This window comes from Piscinibacter sp. PDB1-1 (assembly GCF_056675995.1).
Genome location: NZ_JBWVZJ010000001.1, coordinates 919,325 through 943,690 on the forward strand (window position 1 = coordinate 919,325; position 24,366 = coordinate 943,690).

At 64.1% G+C, this 24,366-nt stretch carries 20 protein-coding genes and 1 other RNA gene; 7 read left to right on the forward strand and 14 right to left on the reverse strand.

Translation table 11 applies throughout. The features are described from left to right. Positions 1-21: 21 nt before the first annotated feature. The 10 genes from ntrC to AC1KAR_RS04155 form a co-directional block, all read right to left on the reverse strand. Entirely contained in the window at positions 22-1,560 is a 1,539-nt protein-coding gene (gene ntrC / locus AC1KAR_RS04110) for a nitrogen regulation protein NR(I) (protein ID WP_480314733.1), read from the reverse strand. 40 nt (positions 1,561-1,600) lie between these two features. Beyond that, a complete protein-coding gene (gene glnL, locus AC1KAR_RS04115) occupies positions 1,601-2,623 on the reverse strand; it encodes a nitrogen regulation protein NR(II) (protein WP_480317753.1) in 1,023 nt (340 codons plus the stop codon). A gap of 74 nt (positions 2,624-2,697) precedes the next feature. Continuing rightward, the gene (locus tag AC1KAR_RS04120) at positions 2,698-3,228 is read right to left on the reverse strand and encodes a hypothetical protein (protein WP_480314735.1); all 531 of its coding nucleotides are present in this window, start codon (positions 3,226-3,228) and stop codon (positions 2,698-2,700) included. Between the two features lie 175 nt (positions 3,229-3,403). Then, positions 3,404-4,819: a type I glutamate--ammonia ligase gene (gene glnA / locus AC1KAR_RS04125; RefSeq protein ID WP_480314737.1), complete on the reverse strand. Its 1,416-nt coding sequence runs from the start codon at positions 4,817-4,819 to the stop codon at positions 3,404-3,406. A 264-nt stretch (positions 4,820-5,083) separates the two neighbouring features. After that, entirely contained in the window at positions 5,084-5,905 is an 822-nt protein-coding gene (locus tag AC1KAR_RS04130) for a competence/damage-inducible protein A (RefSeq protein WP_480314739.1), read from the reverse strand. Continuing rightward, positions 5,902-6,774: an EI24 domain-containing protein gene (locus AC1KAR_RS04135; protein WP_480314741.1), complete on the reverse strand. Its 873-nt coding sequence runs from the start codon at positions 6,772-6,774 to the stop codon at positions 5,902-5,904. Before AC1KAR_RS04135 ends, AC1KAR_RS04130 begins: the two co-directional genes overlap by 4 nt. A gap of 36 nt (positions 6,775-6,810) precedes the next feature. Next, positions 6,811-7,800 (reverse strand): sterol desaturase family protein, encoded by a 990-nt coding sequence (locus tag AC1KAR_RS04140; RefSeq protein ID WP_480314743.1) that lies wholly within the window; start codon positions 7,798-7,800, stop codon positions 6,811-6,813. Positions 7,801-7,813: 13 nt separating this feature from the next. After that, a complete protein-coding gene (locus AC1KAR_RS04145) occupies positions 7,814-8,584 on the reverse strand; it encodes a polysaccharide deacetylase family protein (protein WP_480314745.1) in 771 nt (256 codons plus the stop codon). Continuing rightward, positions 8,568-9,563 (reverse strand): YncE family protein, encoded by a 996-nt coding sequence (locus tag AC1KAR_RS04150; protein ID WP_480314747.1) that lies wholly within the window; start codon positions 9,561-9,563, stop codon positions 8,568-8,570. Before AC1KAR_RS04150 ends, AC1KAR_RS04145 begins: the two co-directional genes overlap by 17 nt. A gap of 67 nt (positions 9,564-9,630) precedes the next feature. Then, complete coding sequence (locus AC1KAR_RS04155) at positions 9,631-10,446, reverse strand: TIGR00266 family protein (RefSeq protein ID WP_480314749.1); 816 nt, start codon at positions 10,444-10,446, stop codon at positions 9,631-9,633. Positions 10,447-10,621: 175 nt separating this feature from the next. Between AC1KAR_RS04155 and AC1KAR_RS04160 the strand changes: the two genes are divergently transcribed. Continuing rightward, a complete protein-coding gene (locus AC1KAR_RS04160) occupies positions 10,622-12,286 on the forward strand; it encodes a Na/Pi cotransporter family protein (RefSeq protein WP_480314751.1) in 1,665 nt (554 codons plus the stop codon). Positions 12,287-12,374: 88 nt separating this feature from the next. On the opposite strand, the gene ssrA is transcribed toward AC1KAR_RS04160, so the two are convergent. From ssrA to ompA, 4 genes are all read right to left on the reverse strand, one after another. Next, positions 12,375-12,746, reverse strand: a transfer-messenger RNA (tmRNA) gene (ssrA, locus tag AC1KAR_RS04165). A 13-nt stretch (positions 12,747-12,759) separates the two neighbouring features. Further along, the gene (gene gph / locus AC1KAR_RS04170) at positions 12,760-13,428 is read right to left on the reverse strand and encodes a phosphoglycolate phosphatase (RefSeq protein WP_480314753.1); all 669 of its coding nucleotides are present in this window, start codon (positions 13,426-13,428) and stop codon (positions 12,760-12,762) included. Continuing rightward, positions 13,425-14,129, reverse strand: coding sequence for a bifunctional 2-polyprenyl-6-hydroxyphenol methylase/3-demethylubiquinol 3-O-methyltransferase UbiG (gene ubiG / locus AC1KAR_RS04175; RefSeq protein ID WP_480314755.1), 705 nt, complete (start codon positions 14,127-14,129; stop codon positions 13,425-13,427). The genes gph and ubiG overlap by 4 nt, the downstream gene beginning before the upstream one ends. A 99-nt stretch (positions 14,130-14,228) precedes the next feature. Beyond that, a complete protein-coding gene (ompA, locus tag AC1KAR_RS04180; protein WP_480314757.1) occupies positions 14,229-14,882 on the reverse strand; it encodes an outer membrane protein OmpA in 654 nt (217 codons plus the stop codon). 270 nt (positions 14,883-15,152) lie between these two features. Here ompA and gyrA point away from each other — a divergent pair, with 270 nt between their 5' ends. From gyrA to rpsA, 6 genes are all read left to right on the forward strand, one after another. Then, positions 15,153-17,780 (forward strand): DNA gyrase subunit A, encoded by a 2,628-nt coding sequence (gene gyrA / locus AC1KAR_RS04185; RefSeq protein ID WP_480314759.1) that lies wholly within the window; start codon positions 15,153-15,155, stop codon positions 17,778-17,780. Then, a complete protein-coding gene (locus AC1KAR_RS04190) occupies positions 17,777-18,388 on the forward strand; it encodes a DUF2059 domain-containing protein (protein WP_480314761.1) in 612 nt (203 codons plus the stop codon). Before gyrA ends, AC1KAR_RS04190 begins: the two co-directional genes overlap by 4 nt. Positions 18,389-18,462: 74 nt before the next feature. After that, on the forward strand, positions 18,463-19,569 hold the full coding sequence (pheA, locus tag AC1KAR_RS04195; RefSeq protein WP_480314763.1) for a prephenate dehydratase: 1,107 nt from the start codon (positions 18,463-18,465) through the stop codon (positions 19,567-19,569). A gap of 18 nt (positions 19,570-19,587) precedes the next feature. Next, positions 19,588-20,472, forward strand: coding sequence for a prephenate dehydrogenase (locus AC1KAR_RS04200; RefSeq protein ID WP_480314765.1), 885 nt, complete (start codon positions 19,588-19,590; stop codon positions 20,470-20,472). 29 nt (positions 20,473-20,501) lie between these two features. Then, a complete protein-coding gene (locus tag AC1KAR_RS04205; protein ID WP_480314767.1) occupies positions 20,502-22,496 on the forward strand; it encodes a bifunctional 3-phosphoshikimate 1-carboxyvinyltransferase/cytidylate kinase in 1,995 nt (664 codons plus the stop codon). Positions 22,497-22,672: 176 nt separating this feature from the next. Continuing rightward, positions 22,673-24,361, forward strand: coding sequence for a 30S ribosomal protein S1 (gene rpsA, locus AC1KAR_RS04210; protein ID WP_480314769.1), 1,689 nt, complete (start codon positions 22,673-22,675; stop codon positions 24,359-24,361). Positions 24,362-24,366 lie beyond the last annotated feature (5 nt).

The following is a 24,366-nucleotide window of genomic DNA, read 5'->3' on the forward strand; positions in this document are numbered from 1 at the left end:
GGTCCCTTGTGCCACACCAGGTCAGTCGTCGAGCCCGAGTTCCTGGATCTTGCGGGTGATGGTGTTGCGCCCGATCCCCAGCTTCTGAGCCGCTTCGATGCGGCGGCCGCGCGTGATCTCGAGCGCGGTGTGGATCAGCTGCGCCTCGAACTTGCGGGTGAGCGTGTCCCACACCTCGGGCACGCCGGCCTGCAGCATGGTGCGCGACTCGCGCTCCAGGTCGGCCAGCCACGTCGGGCTCAGCGCAGCGCCATCGGCCATTGCCGCCGCAACGGGAACGGGTGCCGGTGCGGACCAGGACACAGGGGCAGGCGAAGGCGAAGGCGCCAGTGCGGCAGGCGCGGCCACCGGTTCGCTCAGGATCTCGACCGGCGCGGGCGCACTCGGCACCGGCACGACGGCAGGCATCTCGCCGAGAAACTCTGGCGGCAAATCCTTGGGCTCGATCACCTGCGCTGGAGCCATCACGGTCAACCAGTGGCAGATGTTCTCGAGCTGGCGCACGTTGCCGGGGAAGTCGAACTTGACCAGCCGCGCCAGTGCCGCCTCGGTGATGCGCTTGGCCTCGACGCCCAGTTCCTTGGCACTCTTTTGCAGGAAGAAGCGCGCCAGCGCGGGCACGTCTTCGCGCCGCTCACGCAGCGCAGGCAAGCGCAGGCGGATCACGTTGAGGCGATGGAACAAGTCTTCGCGGAAGGCCCCGAGCTTGACGCGCTCCTCCAGGTTCTGGTGGGTGGCTGCGATCACACGCACATTGCTGCGCAACGGGTTGTGGCCGCCGACACGGTAGAACTGCCCATCGCTCAGCACGCGCAGCAGGCGCGTCTGCAGGTCGAAGGGCATGTCACCGATTTCATCGAGGAAGAGCGTGCCGCCATCGGCCTGCTCGAAGCGGCCGCGGCGCGTGGTCTGAGCACCGGTGAAGGCACCGCGCTCGTGGCCGAAGAGTTCGGATTCGAGCAGGTCCTTCGGGATCGCCGCCGTATTGATCGCCACGAACGGGCCATTGGCGCGCGGGCTGTGCTTGTGCAGCGCGTGCGCGACCAGCTCCTTGCCGGAGCCCGACTCGCCGGTGATCAGCACCGTGACGATGCTCTGGCTCAGCCGGCCGATGGCGCGGAAGACATCCTGCATGGCTGGTGCCTGCCCGAGCATCTCGGGCATCTGCGCGATGCGCTCGTCGCGCACCTCTTCACGCATGCTTTCGTCAAGCGCACGGCGAATCAGTTCCACCGCCTTGGGCACGTCGAATGGCTTGGGCAGGTACTCGAAGGCCCCGCCCTGGAAGGCACTGACGGCGCTGTCGAGGTCGGAGTAAGCCGTCATGATGATGACGGGCAGGCCGGGGTGGCGCTCCTTGAGCTTGGTCAAAAGCTCGATGCCCGAACCACCCGGCATGCGGATGTCCGACACCAGCACCTGGGGCACTTCGTCTTCGAGTGCGAGCAGCACGTCGCGGGGGTTGGTGAAGCTGCGGACTGCGAGGTCCTCGCGCGCCAGCGCCTTCTCCAACACGAATCGGATGGATTGGTCGTCGTCAACGATCCAGATGGGTTTCATGCCCTGCCTGTGGTTGGGCCGCCGACGAGAACCCGTGGATTCAGGGCAGCGGTATCACGATCTTGAAAAGTGTCTGGCCCGGTTCACTCACGCATTCGATCACGCCATGGTGCTGCTGCACGAACGTTTGCGCCAGTGTGAGCCCCAGACCCGACCCGCCGTCGCGCCCCGACACCAAGGGGTAGAAGATGCGATCGCGGATCGACTCCGGAATGCCCGGGCCGTTGTCCACAATATGCAATTCCAGTGCCAGTCGATAGCGCTGCTTGCCCAAGGTGACCTGGCGAGCGATGCGGGTGCGCAATGTGATGCAGGCATCGCCCTTCTGGATGCGATCGACCAGAGCCTGCGCCGCGTTGTGGGCGATGTTGAGCACGGCCTGGATGAGCTGCTCGCGGTCGCCGCGGAAGTCGGGCAACGAGATGTCGTAGTCGCGCTGGACGGTAAGGCCACGAGGGAACTCCGCCAGGATCAGCGAGCGAACCCGCTCGCAGACCTCATGCACGTTCACGTCGCTGACCACATGCGGCTTGCGGTGAGGCGCCAGCAGGCGGTCCACGAGGGCCTGCAACCGGTCGGCCTCCTGGATGATGACCTGCGTGTATTCGGTCAATGCCCGCGATTCGACCTCCATCTCGAGCAGCTGCGCCGCACCGCGAATGCCGCCGAGCGGGTTCTTGATCTCATGCGCCAGGTTGCGGATCAGTTCCTTGTTGGCCGCCGCCTGGTCGAGGGCGCGCTCCTCGCGGTCCTGCCGGGTCTGCTGCTCGATTTCGAGCAGCTCGATCACGACCTGATCGGCCCGGTCCATCTGGTTGACGATCACGTGAACCGGCAGCGGGTCGGTGTGGATGGACGCGGGGCGCTTGAGCAGGGCCTCGAAGCGGCTGCTCGAAAAGTCGTTGCGGGCGACGGCGCCCACGGTCTCGCGCACGACGCTCGCGTCCACGAACCAGTCGAAGATCGAGCCTCGCAGCACGCTGCGCCGCGACAAGCCCAGAACCGACTCGAATGCGGCGTTGGCGAAGACGCAGCGCCCCTCGAAATGAACCACCGCCACCATCGTGGCGAGGTGGTCGAAAGCCTGAAAAGCCGCCGGCGAGCTGGTCGTCGCGAGGCTGCGGGTGGGGGCGGGGCTCACTGGCCTTGCTTGGGCGCGCCAGACGGCAGGTTGCCCAACTCACGGCGCAGCGCGGCCACGTCGCCTTCCTTGCGGGCGATGGCGGCCTTCATGTCGGACACGCGGTCCAGGTACTTCTGGTAGTTCTTCTCGTCGCCCAAGCGCTCGGGCTCGCCGTTGTTGTAATCCTTCTTGAGCGCAGCCAGCTGGTCTTCTTCCTTGCGCAACTCGCTTTCGAGAATGCGGCGCGCATCGGTGTCGCGCGCACGTTGCTCGCTCGCGTCGACCTTCGGCCCCTCGGAGCGCGCGGTGGAACTGGGCACCGGCGTGCCGCCGCCACGCGGCCTGGACGACTGGATGACCGTGATCGGCGCGCCTTCAAGCGTGCGGCAGCCCTTCTCCTTGGCCTCCTTGGCCGACAGGGAGTCGGTATAGAGCGGCGGGTTGCCCGGGCAGCGATAGACCGCCTTGTCTCCTTGTGACCAGGCAGGTGCCGCGGCGGCGATGCTCGCAGCCGCCAGGATGTACTTGAATTGCGCTGATGTCATTCGTTCACCTTTGGCCCAGTAACGCTCACTCTACTGCGCGCGGCGACAGGGTTCGCCACAAAGATTGTGGCCGATTGCCGCGCCCTGGCGCCAAACGCCGGGCCGAACCGGTGCATCGCCAAAGAAAAAGGGACGGCCTGGGCCGTCCCTTCGATACACGAGAACCCGAAGAGGTTCAGAGCGTGTAGTACATGTCGAACTCCACCGGGTGGGTCGCCATGCGGAAGCGCGTCACGTCTTGCATCTTCAGGTCGATGTAGGCATCGATGAAGGCGTCGGTGAACACACCCCCCTTGGTCAGGAACGCGCGGTCCTTGTCCAGGTACTCCAGAGCCTGGTCCAAGCTGTGGCAGACGGTCGGGATCTTCGCGTCTTCTTCCGGCGGCAGGTGGTACAGGTCCTTCGTGGCGGCTTCGCCCGGGTGGATCTTGTTTTCCACGCCGTCAAGGCCAGCCATCAGCAGCGCCGAGAAGCCCAGGTACGGGTTCATCAGAGGATCGGGGAAGCGCGCCTCGACGCGGCGGCCCTTGGGGTTGGCCACGTGCGGGATGCGAATCGAGGCCGAGCGGTTCTTCGACGAGTAGGCCAGCTTCACCGGGGCTTCGAAGCCCGGCACCAGGCGCTTGTACGAGTTGGTGCCCGGGTTCGTGATGGCGTTCAGCGCGCGAGCGTGCTTGATGATCCCGCCGATGTAGAACAGGGCGTACTCGCTCAGGCCGGCGTAGCCGTCACCGGCGAACAGGTTCTTGCCGTCCTTCCAGACCGACTGGTGCACGTGCATGCCCGAACCGTTGTCACCGACGATCGGCTTGGGCATGAAGGTCGCGGTCTTGCCGTAGGCATGGGCGACGTTCTGGATCACGTACTTCTGGAGCTGGACCCAGTCGGCGCGCTGAATCAGCGTGCTGAACTTGGTGCCGATTTCCATCTGGCCGGCGTTGGCCACTTCGTGGTGATGCACTTCGCAGGGGATGCCCAGCGATTCGAGCACCAGGCACATCTCGGAGCGCATGTCTTGCATGCTGTCGACCGGCGGGGTCGGGAAGTAGCCGCCCTTGACGCTCGGGCGGTAGCCCGAGTTGCCATGCTCGTATTCCTTGCCCGTGTTCCAGGCGGCTTCTTCGGATTCGATCTTCGAGAAGCAGCCCGACATGTCATTGCCCCAGCGCACGCTGTCGAACACGAAGAACTCGGGTTCCGGGCCGAAGAAGGCGGTGTCGCCCAGGCCGGTCGACTTCATGTAGGCCTCGGCGCGCTTGGCCAGCGAGCGCGGATCGCGCTCGTAGGGCTTGCCGTCGGCGGGCTCGACCACGTCGCAGGTGAGGATCAGGGTCGGCTCTTCGAAGAACGGGTCGATGTTGGCCGTGTTCGGGTCGGGCATGAGTTGCATGTCCGAAGCTTCGATGCCTTTCCAGCCGGCGATCGACGAACCGTCGAAGGCGTGGCCCGACGTGAACTTGTCTTCATCGAAGTGAGAGACAGGCACGGAAACGTGCTGCTCTTTGCCGCGGGTGTCGGTGAAACGGAAGTCAACGAACTTGACTTCGTTCTCCTTCACCATCTTCATCACGTCGGCAACGGTCTTGGCCATCAGGAAACTCCTAGCGAGGTGCTGTGTATGAGGTTGGTTCGGGGTGTCGCTTGCAGGTTTTCGAGCGCAGCCGGCCTCGAAAAAGCGCACAGGAATGTAGCAGAAAGCATGCCTGCGACAGCCGCAGGAACGCCCCCTTAGCAGGGACTCACCCGGGGAACAGCCAGCGTGCGCGCTTGTTGGTGCATGGTTGGCCGACTACGCCGTCGAATCGGGCCGCCTTGGTGCATCTGAATGCACCAATGTGGGGTCATCTTGGTGCTGTCAGCGCACCAATTCTGGGCCAAGCTGTGCTCCGTGCGCGCGCAGGCCCGCGATCAGCGCCGCGTACGCGGCCATGGTTCGATCCAGGTCAAGCCCCTTCACGCCCAGTTCGATATGGCGACCCCATTCCGGGTGATCGACGCTTGGCAGGCTGAACACCTTCACGCCTACGTGATCGGCTTCGATGCGCTCCATCAGCGGCGTGAGCGCAGCCTCGATGGCGCCGAACACGATCACCGATTGCTCGCGTTGCGCCTGCGTGCGGTGCAGATGCGGGTAGTGCTGGTCGAGCACCCATTCGATCATTGGCCAGGCCATCACCGGGAACCCCGGCACGAAGTAGACGCCGCCTGGGCCAAAGCGCATCGCGAAGCCAGCGATCTTGTTGTACGGGTTGGGGATGATCTCCGCGCCCGCCGGGAACACACCCATGTTGAGGCGGTGAACGTTGTCATCGCGGTCCGGCTCGTAGGGTTCGCCGCGTTCAGCCGCAATGTCTCGCATGCGCTCCAGGATGAGATCGCGCGCCTGCGGGTGAAGCTCGAGCGGCCGGCCCAGGGCGCGTGCCGCGCACTGGCGCGTGTGGTCGTCGGGCGTGGCACCGATGCCGCCGCACGAGAAGATCACTTCGCCCCGCTCTCGAGCAGCCGAGAACGCGTCGCGAAGATCGGCGGTGATGCGGTCGGGATCGTCGCCCACGTTGCGCGCCCAGCTCAGCGACAGGCCGCGCGCCGCCAACAGATCGATCACTTTCGGCAGGTGCTTGTCCTGGCGTTTGCCCGAGAGGATCTCGTCGCCAATGATGATCAGCCCGAAGCTCATGCGCCCTCCAGTTCGTCTGCCGGCGGCAGCGCCGGCGCGGGGGCGGGCATGGGCATCGGGACGACAGGCGCGCCCTGCGCCACCCTGAGCTCTTGCAGCGCGGTCAACAGATAGTGGGCGAACCACAGCGCCGAGAACGCGAAGACCAGCGTGTAGACCCAGATGGCAACCGGAACGAGCACCGGCGCGAGCACGATGAACATCGCACCGGAGGCCCACAGCAACGACGGCGCCACACCCAGGTAGCCGGTAACGACGCCCAGCAGGAGCAGGTTGAAGCGATGACGCCGAATCAGCTCGCGGCGTTCGTCCTTGCTGGCGTGTTCGGCCAGCATGTCGTAGCTCATCACCCGGTAGGTGAGCCAGCCCCAGATCAACGGCGGCACCACGAGCATCACGGGCGGGATCAGCCAGAACGGGATGGACGCGACCAGGCACACGACCGCGATCACCGTCGAGCTGAGGCTGACGAACAGGCTGCCGATGAACGACCCGCCCTGGCGCCGCTCCAGCGCTGGAAACCGGCGCTTGGCCACGAGGTTGAGCATGGCCGGCGCCATCAGGAGCGCCACCGCGAGCAGCGAGAGCACCACCAGCGCCGGTGTGGCGAGTGCAATCACGACCAGGGGCCCCATAACGGTCTTGAGGCCGCCCATGCCTGCCGTGTCGAGCCAAGAAAACAGCGGGGCGAGCAGATCCCAGTTCTCCAAGGTGGCACGAACGCCATCGATCGCGGCGACCCAGAAAAAATATCCGAGGCCGAACGCCAGCGCGACCAGCAGCGCCAGCGGCAGCAATGAGTAGAAGATGACGACCGGATGCACGCAGTAGGCCGCGGCGCGCCAGGCTGAATCGAACAGGCTCTTCATGCCCGCAGGATACGTGAGCCGGCCTGTTGCTCGCGCTCAGCCGCGCCCGAACACCCGCAAGAGACCGAGCCATTGCTGCGACCAGAACCCTCGTCCGTAGTCGCGCCCGCCCTCTTCTGGCAACTGGTCGCGAATGCCGGTCGGGTCGTACCGCCGCTCGAAGTTGGCGGTGCCGAAGGCCACGTCCCAGATGGGGAACAACACTGCAAAGTTGTGCCCCCCGAGCGTGCCACGGCCTTCGGATTCGTGGCCCAGGCCGATGCTGTGGTGCAGGCGGTGGAAGCGCGGGCTCACGAGCACGCGCTCGACGACCGGGCCGAACCACAAACGCACATTGGTGTGCGCGAGGCTCTCCAGCAACTGCGTGCAGGCCACCACCGCAATGAACTGGCCTGGCGCGATGCCGATCAGCCGCGCCACGATCACGATGACGCTGTCGCGTATCAGGTCGTCGAGCAGGTGGTTGCGGTTGTCGCTCCAGAGCGTCATCTGGCGCTGGCTGTGGTGCAGCGCATGCAGGCCCCACCACCACCCGAACCCGTGCTGCGCCCGGTGCAGCCAATAGGCGATGAAGTCGAAGACCAGCAGGTAGGCGAGGAAGGCAAACCAGCCAGTATCGGTCACGCCGCGCCAGAGCGGCGCCAGCCACTCGTCGAGCTGCCACCCCGCCACACCGTGGTACGCCATGGTGCCGAACATCGCGTCCCACAGCGGGTCGATCGAGAAGAACAGCGCCAGCCGGAACAGGCCCAGGCGATGGATCAGCGTGTAGAGGATGTCGATGCGTATCGCCGCCCGGTCGGTGACCGGCTCCGCCGGCCGCCAACGCTCCAGTGCGCGAAAGCCAAGGACCATCACCAACAGTTGCAACAGGCCGACGAGCAGCCAACCCGTGGCATCGAAGGCGTCTTCAACGAGGTTGCCCATGCCCAGGCCAAACGCGATCGGCTGCACCACGCCCTCGAACAAGGCGAGTTGCGCCTGGCCGAAGAGGTCGGTGAACTTGTCAACAAGCTGGTCGATCATGGGTCGTGCGGCATCAGCGGCTTGCCGCTTCGCGGTAGGCGGGGTGCTCTCGCAGAGTGGCAAAGCAGAAGCCCTTGGACTTCAAACCCTGGATCAAAGGTTCCAGAACGGCGGGCGCCCACGGGTCCTTGCGTGACCAAATGCCCAGGTGCATGAGCAGGATGTCACCGCTGCGCACGCGGTCGAGTGCGCGCTGCAAGAGTTGCGCGTTCGGGTAGCGATCGCTCGGCAGTTCGTCGCCCAGAAAACCCGCCGGGCTCCAGGGCACGTGAGCCCAGCCGCAGGCCTGCGCGGCCTTGAGCAGCTTGGGCGATGTCTTGCCGCCCGGCGCGCGGAAGATATGCGGCATGGGCTGGCCCGTCATCGCCTGGAAGCGGTCGGCCGAACGCTGCAACTCGGCGCAGTACTGGGCTGCCGTCATCGAGCGCTCGCGGCCCGAGTCGGGGCCGGCGCTCGCCTTCACGCGAAAGCCGGTCGGCGTGTCGGCCATCCAGTAGGTGTGGTCGTAGGTGTGCGATCCGAACACATGGCCGTCCCCGGCGCGCGCCTTCCACCAAGGCGCCCAGTGGTCGTCGAGGCTGCTGCCGCCATCCAGGGTCTTCTCGTTGGCGAGGAAGAACGTGGCCTTCACCTGCTGTCGGGCCAGCACCGCGGCCACCAGCGGGGCGACGCCCATGTGGCCGGTGTCGATGGTGAGATAGACCGGCTTGTCGCAGGCCGCTCCGAACGCCGCCCCCGACAACAGCGAGAGCAGCAATGCGGCAGCGTCAGCGGCGCGACGCATGGTCTAGCGTCCACACGCCGTGCGGCGAACGGCCTACGCTGACCTGGCGAATGACCTGCTTCTTGTCGATGTCGATGAAGGTCAGCTTGCGCGCCCAGCGCGAAGTTACGAGCAGAGTCTTGCCGTCGGCGAGCACGTCGATGCAATCCGGGCCGCCCGGCGCGGCGAAGCTGGTCACCACGCTCAGGCTCGCGATGTCGATCATGCTGATCGTATTGGCCACGCGATTGCTCACGAACACATGCTTGCCATCGCCACGGCTACGAAAGGCATGCGCCCCGGCACCGGTCTGAATGCGCTTGACCAGTTTCGGCATGGGCAGGCTCACGTCATAGACCTCCACGAACTCGTCACCCGTCAGGGCCACCATCAGCAGCCGGTCGTCGGGCGTGAGGTACACGTCGGCCGGCATCTTGCCGATCGGGATCTTCCAGCGCGGCTTCTGCGTGTTCAGCTCGATGGCCATCAGCTCGTCGCTGTCCTGCATCGATGCATAGACGACCGTGCTCTTGCTGTCGATCGCCAGGTGGCTGGGCGTACGCGCCGCACGCACACGGCTTGCCAGCTTGAGCGGCGTGGAGGCATCCGCCGGTTGCCACTGATAGATGTCCACATGGTCGAGCCGATTCGCCGCGATCACGAACCATTTCATGTCCGGCGAGAAACGCAGGTGGTAAGGGTCGATGATCTTGGTGATCGTCCGCTGCACTTCACCTGTCTTCGGGTCGACCAGCGTCAGCGAATCACTGAGGGCATTGGCCACCACGAGCGACTTCTCGTCGGGCGTCAGGTAAAGGTGGTGAGGCTCCTTGCCGGTCGGGATGCGCCGAAGCTCGGCGTAACTCACCGGGTCGATCATGCTGATCGAAGCGTCGAGCGAATTGAGCACGAAGATCGGGCTCGGCGCCTTGTCGGCCGCCTGCGCGGCCGTACACGCCAAGGCGGCCACCAAAGCCAGGATTGCAGACAGCAGCTTCAAATCGAGCCCTCCCCAGGGCAAACCGTTAGTGTAGGTGGGCCACCTGCCGAGCACTGACGCAATGCGCTTACTCCTCGTCGCCGCCGAGGATGCCGCCCAGCAGCCCGCCCGCGCCGAAGCCACCCAGCACAGAGCCTTCCTCGCGACTGCCACCCCGCTGGGGTGCCGCAGCGAACACACGCGACGCCAGGCGGGAGAACGGGAGGCTCTGCAGCCACACCGTGCCCGGGCCCGTCACTTTGGCCAGGAACAACCCCTCACCGCCAAAGAGTGCCGTCTTGATCTTGCCGACGTACTGGATCTCGAAATTGACATTGGGCGTGAGCGCCACGATGCAACCCGTATCAATCAGCAGCGTCTGGCCCGCTGCAAGCTCCCTGCGCACCACGGTGCCGCCGGCATGCACAAAGGCCAGGCCGTCACCCTCGAGCTTTTGCATGATGAAGCCTTCGCCACCGAAGAAGCCGGTGGAGATCTTCTGCTGGAAATGAATGCCCAGCGACACCCCCTTGGCGGCGCACAGGAAGGCGTCCTTCTGGCAGATCAGCATGCCGCCAAGTTGCCGCAGATCCATCGGCAGGATCTTGCCGGGGTAAGGCGACGCAAACGCAACCCGCAACTTGCCGCGCCCCTGGTTGGTGTAGATGGTCGTGAACAGCGACTCGCCCGTGACGAGACGCTTCCCGGCGCCGAGCAACTTGCCGAACAAGCCGCCTGATTGGTTCTGCGAGCCATCGCCGAACACCGTGTCCATCGAGATGCCCGCATCCATGAACATCATGCTGCCGGCCTCGCCCACGGCCGCCTCGCCCGGATCGAGCTCGACCTCCACAAACTGCATTTCCGAGCCCTTGATCTCGTAGTCCACCACGTCCATTGCCACGGCCAAATCTCCTGTGTGCCAGCGAAGCGCAACCTGCGCCCGGGCGGGATTCTGACACCCGCCGGCGTCACCCATCGGGTCGGCAAGCTGGGCACCAATCTCGTCACCGGCAGGGTCGCAGAGACCTGGGTCCCGGGGCCTCAATCCGGCAAAAGCCGGCGATAGACTCGGCCTCATGCAACACCTGCTGAACCTGCTGGCCGCCATCGCACTGCTCGTCTGGGGAACCCACATCGTGCGCACCGGCATGCTGCGCGTGTTCGGCGAGAACTTGCGTCGCGTGCTGTCGGTCAGCTTCAGCAACCGGATCAGCGCCGCCCTGGCGGGGCTGGGTGTCACAAGCATCGTCCAGTCCAGCACAGCCACTTGCCTGATCGTGGCCTCGTTCGTGGGAAAAGGTCTCGTCACCACCGGCCCGGCACTCGCCGTGATGCTCGGCGCTGACATGGGCACGAGCCTCATGGCGGTCGTGTTCTCGTTTGACCTGTCGTGGTTGTCGCCTCTGCTGATCTTCGTCGGCGTCGTCCTGTTCATCTCGCGCCAGAACAGCGCGCCCGGTCGGATCGGTCGGGTTCTGATCGGGCTGGGGCTCATCACGCTGGCGCTGCAGCTCATCGTCGCAGCAACCAAGCCGCTGACGGAATCCCCTGCGGTGCGCACTCTGCTGGTGTCCTTGCCCAACGAAATCATGCTCGACATCGTGGTAGGCGCGCTACTCACGGTGCTGGCGTATTCCAGTCTGGCCATCGTCCTGCTGACGGCCACGTTGGCAGCTTCGGGGATGCTCACAGCCCAGGTGGCGCTGGGCATCGTCCTGGGCGCCAACCTGGGCAGCGGCATCCTCGCGATGATCGCAACCAGCGGCGCGGCGCCCCAAGTACGCCGGCTGCCACTTGGCAACCTGATCTTCAAGCTCGTGGGCGTGTTGCTCGTGATCCCGCTCATGCCACAGGTGCACGTCATGCTGCAGCAGCTGATACCCACGGTGCACCAGCAGGTGGTGGTGTTTCACCTGGCGTTCAACGTGGCGCTGGCGCTCTGCTTCATCAGCTTCACCGGGCTCGTCGGGCGAACGGTCGACCGGTGGCTTGTCGAGCGTCACACGGGCACGAGCACGCGGCCAAGGCACCTCGACCCAGTCGCGCTCGCCACGCCCTCGCTGGCCATCAGCTGCGCAGCCCGCGAGGCCCTGCACCAGGCCGATGTGGTCGAGACCATGCTGCGCGGCGTACTCCCGGTCATCCGAAACAACGACATCGACCTGGCCCATCAGCTGCGCCAGCTCGACGACACCGTGGACGAGCTCTACTCGGCCATCAAGTTCTACCTCACGCAAATCTCGCGAGAAGCACTCTCCGAACGCGAAAGCCGGCGCTGGACCGACATCGTCTCGTTCACCATCAACATGGAGCAGGTGGGCGACATCATCGAACGCGTGCTCCAAGACGTGGAAGACAAGAAGGTCCGCAAGAACCGGAGCTTCTCCGATGCAGGCATGGCCGAGATCGTGCACCTTCACGAGCGCCTGCTGTCGAACCTGCGCCTGAGCATGAGCGTGTTCCTCGATGGCCACGTGCGCGACGCACACAAGCTGCTCGAAGAGAAGGCGCGCTTCCGCGACCTGGAGCACGAGTACGCGGCCGCCCATATTTCACGCCTGCAGGACAACACAGCACAAAGCATCGAGACCAGCTCGCTGCACCTCGACCTCATCAGCGATCTCAAGCGCATCAACTCGCACATCTGCTCGATCGCGTACCCGATTCTCGAAACGGCAGGGGCGCTGTCCAAGACGCGCATTCGCGAGTCCCGCCTGTCGGCTCTGTCGGACGAACCTTGAGCGAACGAGGGTCCTCCCCGGTCAGCCGCGGGCACAGGAGCCCGGCGCAAATGGAAAAGCCAGCCGCGAGGGCTGGCTTTGGGTTTGATGGTGGAGCCGGCGGGAATCGAACCCGCGTCCGCAAGCCATTGCCGGACAGTTCTACATGCGTAGCTGTCTGATTTGGATTTAAGGCCTCAGATCGCGCAGCAGCACGCTATCTGAACCCCGAGTCACTTGATTTAGCTCTGTGCTGAGTGACCCAACTCAGAGCGAGCCAATGTGTATGACTTCGCAGCCTTCGGGTTACCCCTCAAGCCCGGCCCATCGGCCAACCGTTGCGAAGCTCACCGGTTTTAAGCGGCGAGGGCGTACGTAGAGTCGTTCGCAGTTACTTTGTTTCCAGATGGATTTACGAGGTGACTGGTCCTCGGCATGCCCTGTTCCAACTCCGCACCCACGTCGAAGCCAGGTCGGCCCCAGAAAGGACTAGTTTAGGCCAATCCAAGCAAGTTCAAGAGTTGACCCGGAGTTTCGATGACCCGCTCTGCTCCCCATCGCTCGATAGGTTCACCGTCGCCGAGGTAACCCCAGGTGGCCGCCACCGACCTCATGCCCGCGGCCTGTGCGGCCTGCGTGTCGCGAAGGTCGTCACCGACATAGATGCAGGCCTGTGGTTCGATACCCATGCGACGGGCCGCTTCAAGTAATGGGGCCGGGTGCGGCTTGGCGTGCGCGGTCGTGTCGCCGCTGATGACCGTCGCCGCTCTCGCATCGAGGCCCAAGTGCCGGACCAGCGGTTCCGTGAACCGCGCGGCCTTATTAGTGACGATTCCCCAAGGCATCGCAGCGGCTTGCAGGGCCGTCAGCACGGGCTCCATGCCTTCGAAGACGTGCGTCGAGCGCACCATGCGCGCCTCGTAACGCTGAAGGAACTCGGCACGCAGCGCCTCAAAGTCGGCGTCTGCAGGAGTCACACCCAATGCAACACCCACCATGCCTCGCGCGCCTGTACCAACCAGCGGGCGGAAGCTTTCATAGGGGAGCGTAGCCATGCCGCGGGCGATCCGCATGTCATTCCCGGCGCCAGCAAGGTCTGGCGCACTATCGATCAAAGTGCCATCAAGATCGAATAGAACCGCCTTCGTCGCGCCGACCATCATTGCGGCTTGCGGCAGGCGATGAGGTAGTTCACGCTGACATCGCCGGACAACCAGTAGCGCTTGGTGAGCGGGTTGTATTCCATGCCGCGCGTCGCGGTGAGGTCCAGCCCGGCATCCCGCGCCCACAGGGCCAATTCGCTCGGCTTGATGAACCGTGCGTACTCGTGCGTACCCTGCGGCAGGAGTTTGAGCATGTATTCAGCCCCGACGATTGCGAACAAAAACGCCTTGGGATTCCGGTTGATCGTCGAAAAGAACACCCAGCCGCCAGGTTTCGCCAGGCTCGCACAGGCGCGAACGATGGATGAGGGGTCGGGCACATGCTCCAGCATCTCCATGCATGTCACGGTATCGAACTCACCGGGCATCTCAGCGGCCAAGTCTTCGGCGGCCACTTCCTTATAGGCAACGCCTGTAGTACCCGCTTCTGCTGCATGGAGTTGAGCGACCTTCAGTGGCTTGGTGGCGAGGTCGATGCCAAGCACCTGCGCTCCCTTGCGCGCCATGGAGTCGGCCAGGATGCCGCCGCCACACCCGACGTCGAGTACGCGCCGGCCCTGGAGCGGCGCCATTCCATTGATCCAATCCAACCGAAGAGGGTTGATTTGATGGAGTGGCCGAAATTCACTGTCCGGGTCCCACCAACGGTGGGCCAGTTCACTGAACTTCGCAAGTTCTTGGGGATCGGCGTTCGTCATCATGAGATGGTAATCAACTGAAGCAGCCCGGCACCAGAAGGCCCGCCTGAAAACAAAAAACCCCGCCGAAGCGGGGTTTCGAGAAAGTGAACGCCGCGGCGTTTACTTCTTGGTGCGAGTACCGACCACTTCGATTTCGACGCGGCGGTTCTTGGCCTTGCCTTCCTTCGTCTTGTTGTCGGCGATCGGCGACTTCTCGCCCTTGCCTTCGGTGTAGACGCGGTTGGCTTCGACACCCTTGCTCACCAGATACGACTTGACGGACTCAGCGCGAGCAACCGAGAGCTTCTGGTTGTAGGCATCCGAGCCATCCGAGTCGGTGTGACCGACAGCGATGATGACTTCGAGGTTCACGCCCGAGGTCTTGCTGACCAGGTCGTCCAGCTTGGTCTTGGCGTCAGGCTTCAGAACCGACTTGGCGGTATCGAAGAACGCGTCGGCGGCGAAGGTGACCTTCTCGCTGACCGGTGCCGGCGGAACAACGACCGGAGCGGGCGTAGGTGCCGGAGCAGGTGCCGGCGCAACGGGGGCAGCCGGCGGCTTCAGGGCGCCATCGCACTCGGCGCGAGCCGTGGCGGGGGTCCAATAGGCATCACGCCAGCACAGATCACCAGCGCCGTTCTTCCAAACTTGACCGGAAGAGTTGACCCAGTTGTCTTCGCCCGTAGGAACGGGCTTTTGCGCGAAGGCAGCAGACATCGTGGCGGCGAGGGCGGCCGAGGCAAAGAGCGATGCAACTTTATTCAGATTCTTCATGATTCTCCTCTCAAGGAAAGGTGCAGATGTTCTAACAAAACGTCCAAACCGGAATCGGAAAGTACTGGCAAACCCCAAGTATCCCGGGCGTTTCCCACCGACGCGCGATTGTGCCATAGGGTATTCGGTGAATAGAAGTTTGCCTTCGTTGCATGAAATGACCAGCGCTGATGTTGCGCGACTGCTACAGCCATCCGCAGCAACTAGAATCGTCGTTTGCGCTCGCGGGCCCGCCTGGGCCTGTCTCTTCCGCTCAGACACTCATCACGCATGACCCAGTTCGCCAAGGAAACCTTGCCCATCAGCCTCGAAGAGGAGATGCGGCGCTCGTACCTCGACTATGCGATGAGCGTGATCGTCGGGCGCGCTTTGCCCGACGCCCGCGATGGCTTGAAGCCCGTGCATCGCCGCGTGCTGTACGCGATGCACGAACTGAACAACGACTGGAATCGTCCGTACAAGAAGTCGGCCCGTATCGTGGGCGACGTGATCGGCAAGTACCACCCTCACGGTGACCAATCGGTCTACGACACGGCGGTGCGCATGGCGCAGGACTTCTCCATGCGCCACATGCTGATTGACGGACAAGGCAACTTCGGCTCTGTCGACGGCGACAACGCCGCGGCCATGCGGTACACCGAAATCCGCCTGGCGAAGATCGCACACGAGATGCTGGCCGATCTCGACAAGGAGACGGTGGACTTCGGCCCTAACTACGACGGCTCGGAAAAGGAGCCGCTGGTACTGCCCACGCGCCTTCCCAACCTGCTCGTCAACGGGTCGGGTGGCATCGCCGTCGGCATGGCCACGAACATTCCGCCGCACAACCTCAATGAAGTCGTCGATGCCTGCCTGCATTTGCTGAAGAACCCGCAGGCCACGATCGACGAGCTGATCGAGATCGTCCCAGCGCCCGACTTCCCCACCGCCGGCATCATCTATGGCACGAGCGGCGTGCGCGATGGTTACCGCACCGGCCGGGGCAAGGTCGTCATGCGGGCGAAGTGCCACTTCGAGGACATCGACAAGGGCCAGCGCCAAGCCATCATCGTTGACGAGATCCCCTATCAGGTGAACAAGAAGAACCTGCTCGAGCGCATGGCCGAGCTGGTTCACGAGAAGAAGCTGGAGGGCATCAGCCACATTCAGGACGAGTCGGACAAGTCCGGCATGCGTGTGGTGATCGAACTCAAGCGCGGCGAAGTGCCCGAGGTGGTGCTGAACAATCTGTACAAGCAGACCCAGCTGCAAGACACCTTCGGCATGAACATGGTTGCGTTGATCGACAACCAGCCGAAGCTGTGCAATCTGAAGGATCTGATTGCCATCTTCCTGGAGCACCGACGCGAGGTCGTGACTCGCCGGACCATCTTCGAATTGCGCAAGGCGCGTGAGCGCGGCCATGTTCTGGAAGGCCTGGCTGTTGCGCTGGCGAACATCGACGAGTTCATCGAAACGATCAAGACCTCCGCCACCCCCCCTGTGGCCAAGGCAGCGTTGATGAGCAAGTCTTGGGATTCGTCGCTGGTCCGCGAGATGCTGGCACGCGCCGAGAACGAGACCCCGGGCGGCCGCGAGGCCTTCCGCCCCGAGGGGCTCCCCCGTGACTTCGGCATGCAGTCCGATGGCCTGTACCGCTTGTCGGAGGACCAGGCTGGCGAGATCCTGCAGATGCGCCTGCAGCGCCTGACCGGGCTGGAGCAGGACAAGATCGTCAATGAGTACAAGGAAGTGATGGCGCAGATCGCCGATCTGCTCAACATCCTGGCAACTCCTTCGCGCGTCACGACCATCATTTCCGACGAACTGCAAGCCATCAAGCTCGAGTTCGGCCAGACCAAGATCGGGGCGCGCCGAAGCACGATCGAGCACAACGCCCAGGATCTCGGCACCGAAGACCTCATCACGCCCACCGACATGGTGGTGACGCTCTCGCACACGGGCTACATCAAGAGCCAGGCGCTCGGCGAGTACCGCGCTCAAAAGCGGGGCGGCCGCGGCAAGCAGGCGACGCAGACCAAGGAAGACGACTGGATCGACCAGCTCTTCATTGCCAATACGCACGACTACATCCTGTGCTTTACCACCCGCGGCCGGGTGTACTGGCTGAAGGTCTGGGAAGTCCCGCAAGGGTCACGCGCCTCGCGCGGGAAACCCATCGTGAACATGTTCCCGCTGCAGCCCGGCGAGAAGGTCAACGTGGTGCTGCCACTGACCGACGGGTTCCGCAGCTTCCCGGCAGACCACTTCGTGTTCTTTGCCACCGCGCAGGGCGTTGTCAAGAAGACCTCGCTCGATGAGTTCAGCAACCCACGCAAGGCCGGCATCATTGCGGTCGATCTCGACGAGGGCGACTACCTCATCGGCGCCGCCCTGACCGACGGCAAGCACGACGTCATGCTCTTCAGCGACGGCGGCAAGGCCGTGCGCTTCGATGAAGACGATGTGCGCGCGATGGGCCGTGGCGCGCGGGGCGTGCGCGGCATGATGCTGGAAGAAGGGCAAAGCGTGATCGCCATGCTCGTCGCCGAGGACGAATCCCAGAGCGTGCTGACCGCCAGCGAGAATGGCTACGGTAAACGCACCAGCATCGTGGAATACACCCGCCACGGTCGTGGAACCAAAGGCATGATCGCGATCCAACAGACCGAGCGCAACGGCAAGGTTGTTGCTGCCACGCTGGTCCGCCCCAATGACGAGATCATGCTGATCACGGACACCGGGGTGCTCGTTCGGACCCGCGTGGCCGAGATCCGTGAACTCGGCCGAGCCACCCAAGGCGTGACCCTGATTGCGCTGGACAACGGCGCCAAGCTGAGTGGCTTGCAACGCATCGTCGAGAACGACGCCAACTCCGAATCGGGCGACGAGCCCACCTCTGAAAGCACTGAAGAATGAAGCGACTCATCGGAATCATCTTGCTCGCCGGCGCCAGCACCCTGGCCCAGGCTCAGGGCATCCCTGGCGCACCCGCAAGTGCCGCCAAGAAGGACCTGATCCAGCGTCTGCTGACGCTCCAACAGCCGGCATTCGAAAGCCTGGGGCGCGACCTGGTCGAGCGCCCCGCCCGCCAGATGCTCGGCGCAGCAGAGCAGGTTCTGCAGACCCGCGTCGCACCCGAGAAGCGCGAAGCGGTAGCCAAGCAGATCCAGGAGCACGTGCGCAAGTACCGTGACGAATCGAGCGCGATCGTTCGGGATCGCGCCGGCAAGATCGGCCAGGAAAGCCTGGGCCCGATCCTGGAAGACAAGTACACCGAGGACGAGCTTCGCCAGTTGCTGGCCGCGCTCGAGAACCCGGCCTACAAGAAGTTCCAGCAGGGCCTGCCCGAGATGACCAACGCGTTTGCCCAGAGCTTCGTAAAAGACCTGGAGCCCTCGGTCGAGCCCAAGCTCAAGACCCTGGAGAAGGGCGTGGCCACCGCACTCGGTGTGCCGGAAGCCGCGTCCGGCCAGAGTGGCAACAAGCCCGCCGCGTCAGCACCCGCCAAACCCGCCAAGAAATGACGTCGATCGCGCCTCGCACGGCCAGTTGCACTCGCCTGGCCGGCTAGGGCGCGTGCGAGAATTTGCCCCACGCCATGGCTGATTCCCCCTCCCACCCTGCCGCTGATTTGACGGGCTTGCGCTCGCAGATCGATGCGGTCGACCGCGAACTGCTCGCTTTGCTCAATCGCCGGGCAACGCTCGCGCAGCAGGTGGGTGAAGTCAAGAAGAAGGAAGGCTCGGTTGCCTTCCGCCCGGAGCGCGAAGCCCAGGTCATCGACGGCATGAAGGCGGCCAATCCGGGGCCGTTGATGACGGACAGCGTGGCCCCGATCTGGCGCGAGATCATGTCGGCCTGCCGCGCCCTGGAAACACCGACGCGCGTGGCCTATCTCGGCCCGGCCGGCACCTTCAGCGAAGAGGCGGCCCTGGGTTTCTTTGGGTCGTCGATTGCCAAGGTCCCCTGCGCCAGCTTCGATGAGGTGTTTCACGCCACGTCGACCGGCGCGGCCGACTTTGGTGTCGTCCCCGTGGAGAACTCGACCGAAGGTGTGGTCACCCGTTCGCTCGACCTTTTCCTCACGACCCCGTTGTTCATCATCGGCGAGACCAGCCTTTTCGTGCAGCACAACCTGCTGCGAAAGGAAAACTCTTCGACGGGCATCGACATCGTCTGCGCTCACCCGCAGGCCCTGGCGCAGTGTCACGGCTGGTTGAGCACGCACCTGCCCAACGCCGAGCGTCGGCCAGTCGCGAGCAATGCCGAAGGCGCACGCCTCGCGGCTGCCGACAGCAAGATTGCGGCGATTGCCAGCGCTCGCGCGGGCAGCGAGTTCGGCTTGCACCTTGTCACGCCGGCGATACAGGACGAGGCCAACAATCGCACCCGTTTCGCCGTCATCACCCATCCGCAGCGTCATCCGCAACCCAAGGCATCGGGGCACGATTGCACGAGCCTGGTCGTGTCGGTCACCAACCGACCGGGCGCCGTGCACGACATGCTTGTACCGCTCAAGGTGCATGGCGTGTCGATGACGCGATTCGAATCGCGCCCTGCCCGTTCTGGCCAGTGGGAGTACTACTTCTACATCGACCTGCAGGGCCACCCTGACCAGCCCCATGTCGCCACGGCCCTGCGCGAATTGCGCGAAGCCTGCGCATTCTTCAAGTTGCTCGGCACTTATCCGATCGACGCGCACTGAACGAGAGTACGAAGCACGATGTTCAACCAGCTTGGCGTGATTGGCTGTGGCCTGATGGGCGGCTCGTTCGCGCTCGCACTCAAGCGGGCCGGGCTCGTCAAGCGCGTCATTGGCTATAGCAAGTCGCCCTCCACCACCGATCGCGCCAAGAAGATGGGCGTGATCGACGACACCGCAGAATCCGCTCTGCTGGCAGTCTCCGGCTCCGACATCGTGCTGATGGCAGTGCCCGTTTCCGCAAGCGAGGCCACGTTCAAGGCGATCCGTCACATGGTGGAGCCGGGCGTGCTGTTTATGGATGTCGGCTCGACAAAGCGCGATGTGGTTGACGCCGCACGCCGCGTGCTCAAGGAGCGCGTGGGGTCGTTTGTCCCGGCCCACCCCATCGCCGGCAAAGAGGTCTCCGGCGTGACGCACGCCGATGCAACGCTGTACGCAGGCAGGCAGGTCATCCTCACGCCGCTGCCACAGACCGACCCAGATCTCGTGCAGAAGGCCACCGACGTGTGGTCGGCCATCGGCGCTCAGGTGCTGCGCATGACGCCCGAGAACCACGACGCGGCCTTTGCCGCGGTCAGCCACCTGCCGCACATGCTGGCGTTCGCGTTCTTCAACTCGGTAGCCAAGCAACCGGCCGGGCGAGACTTTCTCTCGTTGGCCGGCCCCGGCTTTCGCGATTTCACGCGCATCGCCGCGGGCGACCCAGAGATGTGGCGTGATGTGCTGATGTCGAACCGCGAAGAGATCCTCAAGCAGTCGATGCGGTTCCGTCATACGCTGGACGCGCTCGAGCATGTCATCAAGACTGGCAACGCCGAGGCACTCGAAGACCTGATCCGCAGCGCCTCCGACGCCCGCGCCAGTTGGCAGATGGGCGCCGCCAAGCCCGGCTCGTCGCGCTGAACCTTGGGCCCTCACCGGGCCCCGCTTGCATGTTCACCACGCCGTTCATCGACATCCCCCCCCTGCAGTCAGCCCATGGCACGGTGCGCCTGCCCGGCTCGAAGAGCATCTCCAACCGCGTTTTGCTGCTCGCCGGACTGAGCGAGGGCACTACGGTCGTCCACGACCTGCTGGAGTCCGACGACACCCAGGTCATGTTGGCCGCCTTGCGCGAACTCGGCTGCGGCATCGAACAATCCGGCACCGACCTGAGCATCACAGGTCTGGGGGGCCGGCTGAAGGTTCCCAAGGCCGACCTCTTTCTCGGCAATGCTGGCACCGCCATGCGGCCGCTCACGGCCGCACTTGCCGTGATGGCGGCCACACAGAGCGGCAACTTCAAGCTCAGCGGTGTTGCCCGCATGCACGAGCGCCCGATCGGCGACCTGGTCGACGCATTGCGCCAGTTGGGGTGCGAGATCGCGTACTTGGGCACCGACGGCTTTCCGCCGCTGCAACTGGGTGCCGGCACCCTCGACACCGAGGCGCCCATTGCCGTGCGCGGCGATGTTTCAAGCCAGTTCCTAACGGCGCTGCTGCTCGCCTTGCCGCTGGTATCGGCGCGCAACGCCATCACGATCGACGTCATCGGCGAGCTGATTTCCAAGCCCTACATCGAGATCACGCTGAACTTGCTCGCCCGCTTCGGCATCGAGGTACACCGAGAGGGCTGGCAGCGCTTCGTCATCCCCCAAGACAGCGTCTACCGCTCGCCGGGCCACCTCCACGTGGAGGCCGACGCCTCCTCCGCCTCGTACTTCATCGCGCTCGGTGCCATTGGTGCGCACGACGGGCAAACGATCCGCATCGAAGGCGTGGGCAGAGACTCCATCCAGGGCGACATCCGATTCGTGGAGGCGGCTCAGGCGATGGGCGCTCGCATCCGCAGTGGCGATGGGTGGCTTGAGGTCGAACGCGGCGAATGGCCGCTGCGAGCCATCAACCTCGACTGCAACCACATCCCCGACGCCGCCATGACGCTGGCCGTGATGGCGCTGTACGCCAAAGGCCGCACGCGCTTGACGAACATCGCGAGCTGGCGCGTGAAGGAAACCGATCGCATCGCGGCCATGGCCACCGAACTGCGCAAACTGGGTGCCGATGTACTCGAAGGCGCCGACTTCATCGAAGTTGAAGCGCCGCGGCGGTGGCAGCCCGCGGCCATCCATACCTACGACGACCATCGCATTGCAATGTGTTTCTCGCTGGCTGCGTACAACAGCGACCAGGTGCCGGTGCGCATCCTCGATCCGCGCTGCGCGGGCAAAACGTTCCCGGACTATTTCGAGACCCTCTTTGGTGTGGCGCAGACCGTCTCGACCGCCGTGCCCGTGATCACGATTGACGGCCCGACGGCGTCCGGGAAAGGAACCCTGGCCAGCGCCGTGGCGCAGGCGTTGGGCTACCACTTCCTGGATTCGGGTGCGCTGTACAGAGCGACGGCCCTGGCCGCCATGCGCGCCGGGGTTGCGGAGACTGACGGCGACGGCCTGGCGCGCACCGCCTTGGGCCTCAAGCTCCGATTCGCCGACCAGCGGATCTGGCTCGGTGACGAAGAAGTGAGTGATCAACTCCGGCGGGAGGACGTGGGCGCGATGGCGTCCAAGGTGTCCGTCTGGCCAGCGGTGCGGGCGGCGCTCCTGCAGCTTCAACTTGCCTGCCGACGCCTGCCCGGGCTGGTGGCCGACGGGCGCGACATGGGTACCGTCATCTTCCCGGCTGCCAACCTCAAGGTCTTCGTCGTTGCGAGCGCGGCAGTGCGCGCCGAGAGGCGGCATAAGCAGTTGATTTCTAAGGGAATTTCATCTAATATCGACAGTCTTCGCGCCGATTTGGAGATGCGTGACGCCCGTGACCAAACACGCAGCGTTTCGCCCTTGAAGCCGGCAGAAGATGCGTTGGTGCTCGACAACTCGGCACTCACCGTCGACGAATGCGTCGCCGTGGTGCTGGATTGGTGGCGGCAACGCCAGCCGTTCGGCTGAGCTGACTGGGCCTCCAGGCGGCGTCCGAACAACAGCCCGCTGCTTTCCCTCCTGTGCCTTTCTTGCCTCACAAGTTCAGGGCACGCTGAAGCAGCGGTTTTCGCAACCTAACCCGCAACTCTCCAGTTGCACCGAAAGTCCAAATGCCTCAAACCCAAACTACCGCCCCTGCCGGGATGGAATCCTTTGCCGCTCTGTTCGAAGAATCTCTGAACAAATCAGAGATGCGCGCCGGCGAAGTCATCACGGCCGAAGTCGTGCGCGTGGAGCACAACTTCGTGGTGGTCAACGCAGGCCTCAAGTCCGAAGCCTACGTTCCCATTGAAGAATTCAAGAACGACCAGGGTGAACTCGAAGTCCAGCCTGGCGATTTCGTTTCGGTGGCCATCGACGCCGTCGAAAACGGCTACGGCGACACCATCCTGTCGCGCGACAAGGCCAAGCGCCTCGCCTCGTGGCTGTCGCTCGAGAACTCGCTCGAATCCGGCGAGTTCGTGACCGGCACGGTCAACGGCAAGGTCAAGGGTGGCCTGACGGTCCTCGTGAACGGCATCCGCGCCTTCCTCCCCGGTTCCCTGCTCGACACGCGCCCTGTCAAGGACATGAGCCCGTTCGAAGGCAAGACCATGGAGTTCAAGGTCATCAAGCTCGACCGCAAGCGCAACAACGTCGTGCTGTCGCGCCGTGCCGTGGTCGAAGCCTCGATGGGCGAAGAGCGCAGCAAGCTGCTGAGCACCCTGTCCGAAGGCGCCATCGTCAACGGCGTGGTCAAGAACATCACCGAATACGGTGCGTTCGTTGACCTCGGCGGCATCGACGGCCTGCTGCACATCACCGACATGGCCTGGCGCCGTGTCCGCCACCCGAGCGAAGTCGTTCAGGTCGGCCAGGAGCTGCAAGCCAAGGTCCTCAAGTTCGACGCCGAGAAGAACCGCGTTTCGCTGGGCATCAAGCAATTGGGCGACGACCCGTGGCACGGTGTCTCGCGCCGCTACCCGAACGGCACGCGCCTGTTCGGCAAGATCACGAACATCGCCGACTACGGCGCGTTCGTCGAGATCGAGCCGGGCATCGAAGGCCTGGTGCACGTCTCTGAAATGGACTGGACGAACAAGAACGTCGCCCCGAGCAAGATCGTTTCGCTGGGTGACGAAGTCGAAGTCATGGTGCTCGAGATCGACGAAGACAAGCGCCGCATCAGCCTGGGCATGAAGCAGTGCAAGGCCAACCCGTGGGAAGAGTTCTCCGGCACGGTGCAGCGCGGCGACAAGGTCAAGGGCCCGGTCAAGTCGATCACCGACTTCGGCGTGTTCATCGGCCTGGCGCAAGGCATCGACGGCCTGGTTCACCTGTCCGACCTGTCGTGGAACGAGCCTGGCGAAGCCGCGGTTCGCAACTACAAGAAGGGCCAGGAAGTCGAAGCCGTCGTGCTGGCTGTCGACGTGGAACGCGAGCGCATTTCGCTTGGCATCAAGCAGCTCGACTCCGATCCGTTCACCAGCTACACCTCCGTCAACGACCGCGGCCAGACCGTGACCGGCAAGGTCAAGACGGTTGACGCCCGTGGCGCCGAGATCCAGCTGAACGACGACGTCACCGGCTACCTGCGTGCTTCCGAAATCAGCCGTGATCGCGTCGAAGACGCTCGCAACGTGCTGAAAGAAGGTGACGAAGTCTCGGCCATCATCATCAACGTCGACCGCAAGACGCGCTCGATCCAGTTGTCGATCAAGGCCAAGGACAACGTCGACCAGCAAGAAGCCATGCAGCGCCTGTCGCAAAGCAACGAGCGTGAAACGGCTGGCACCACCAGCCTGGGCGCTCTGCTGCGCGCCAAGCTCGACAACAAGGGCGACAACAACTAAGTCGC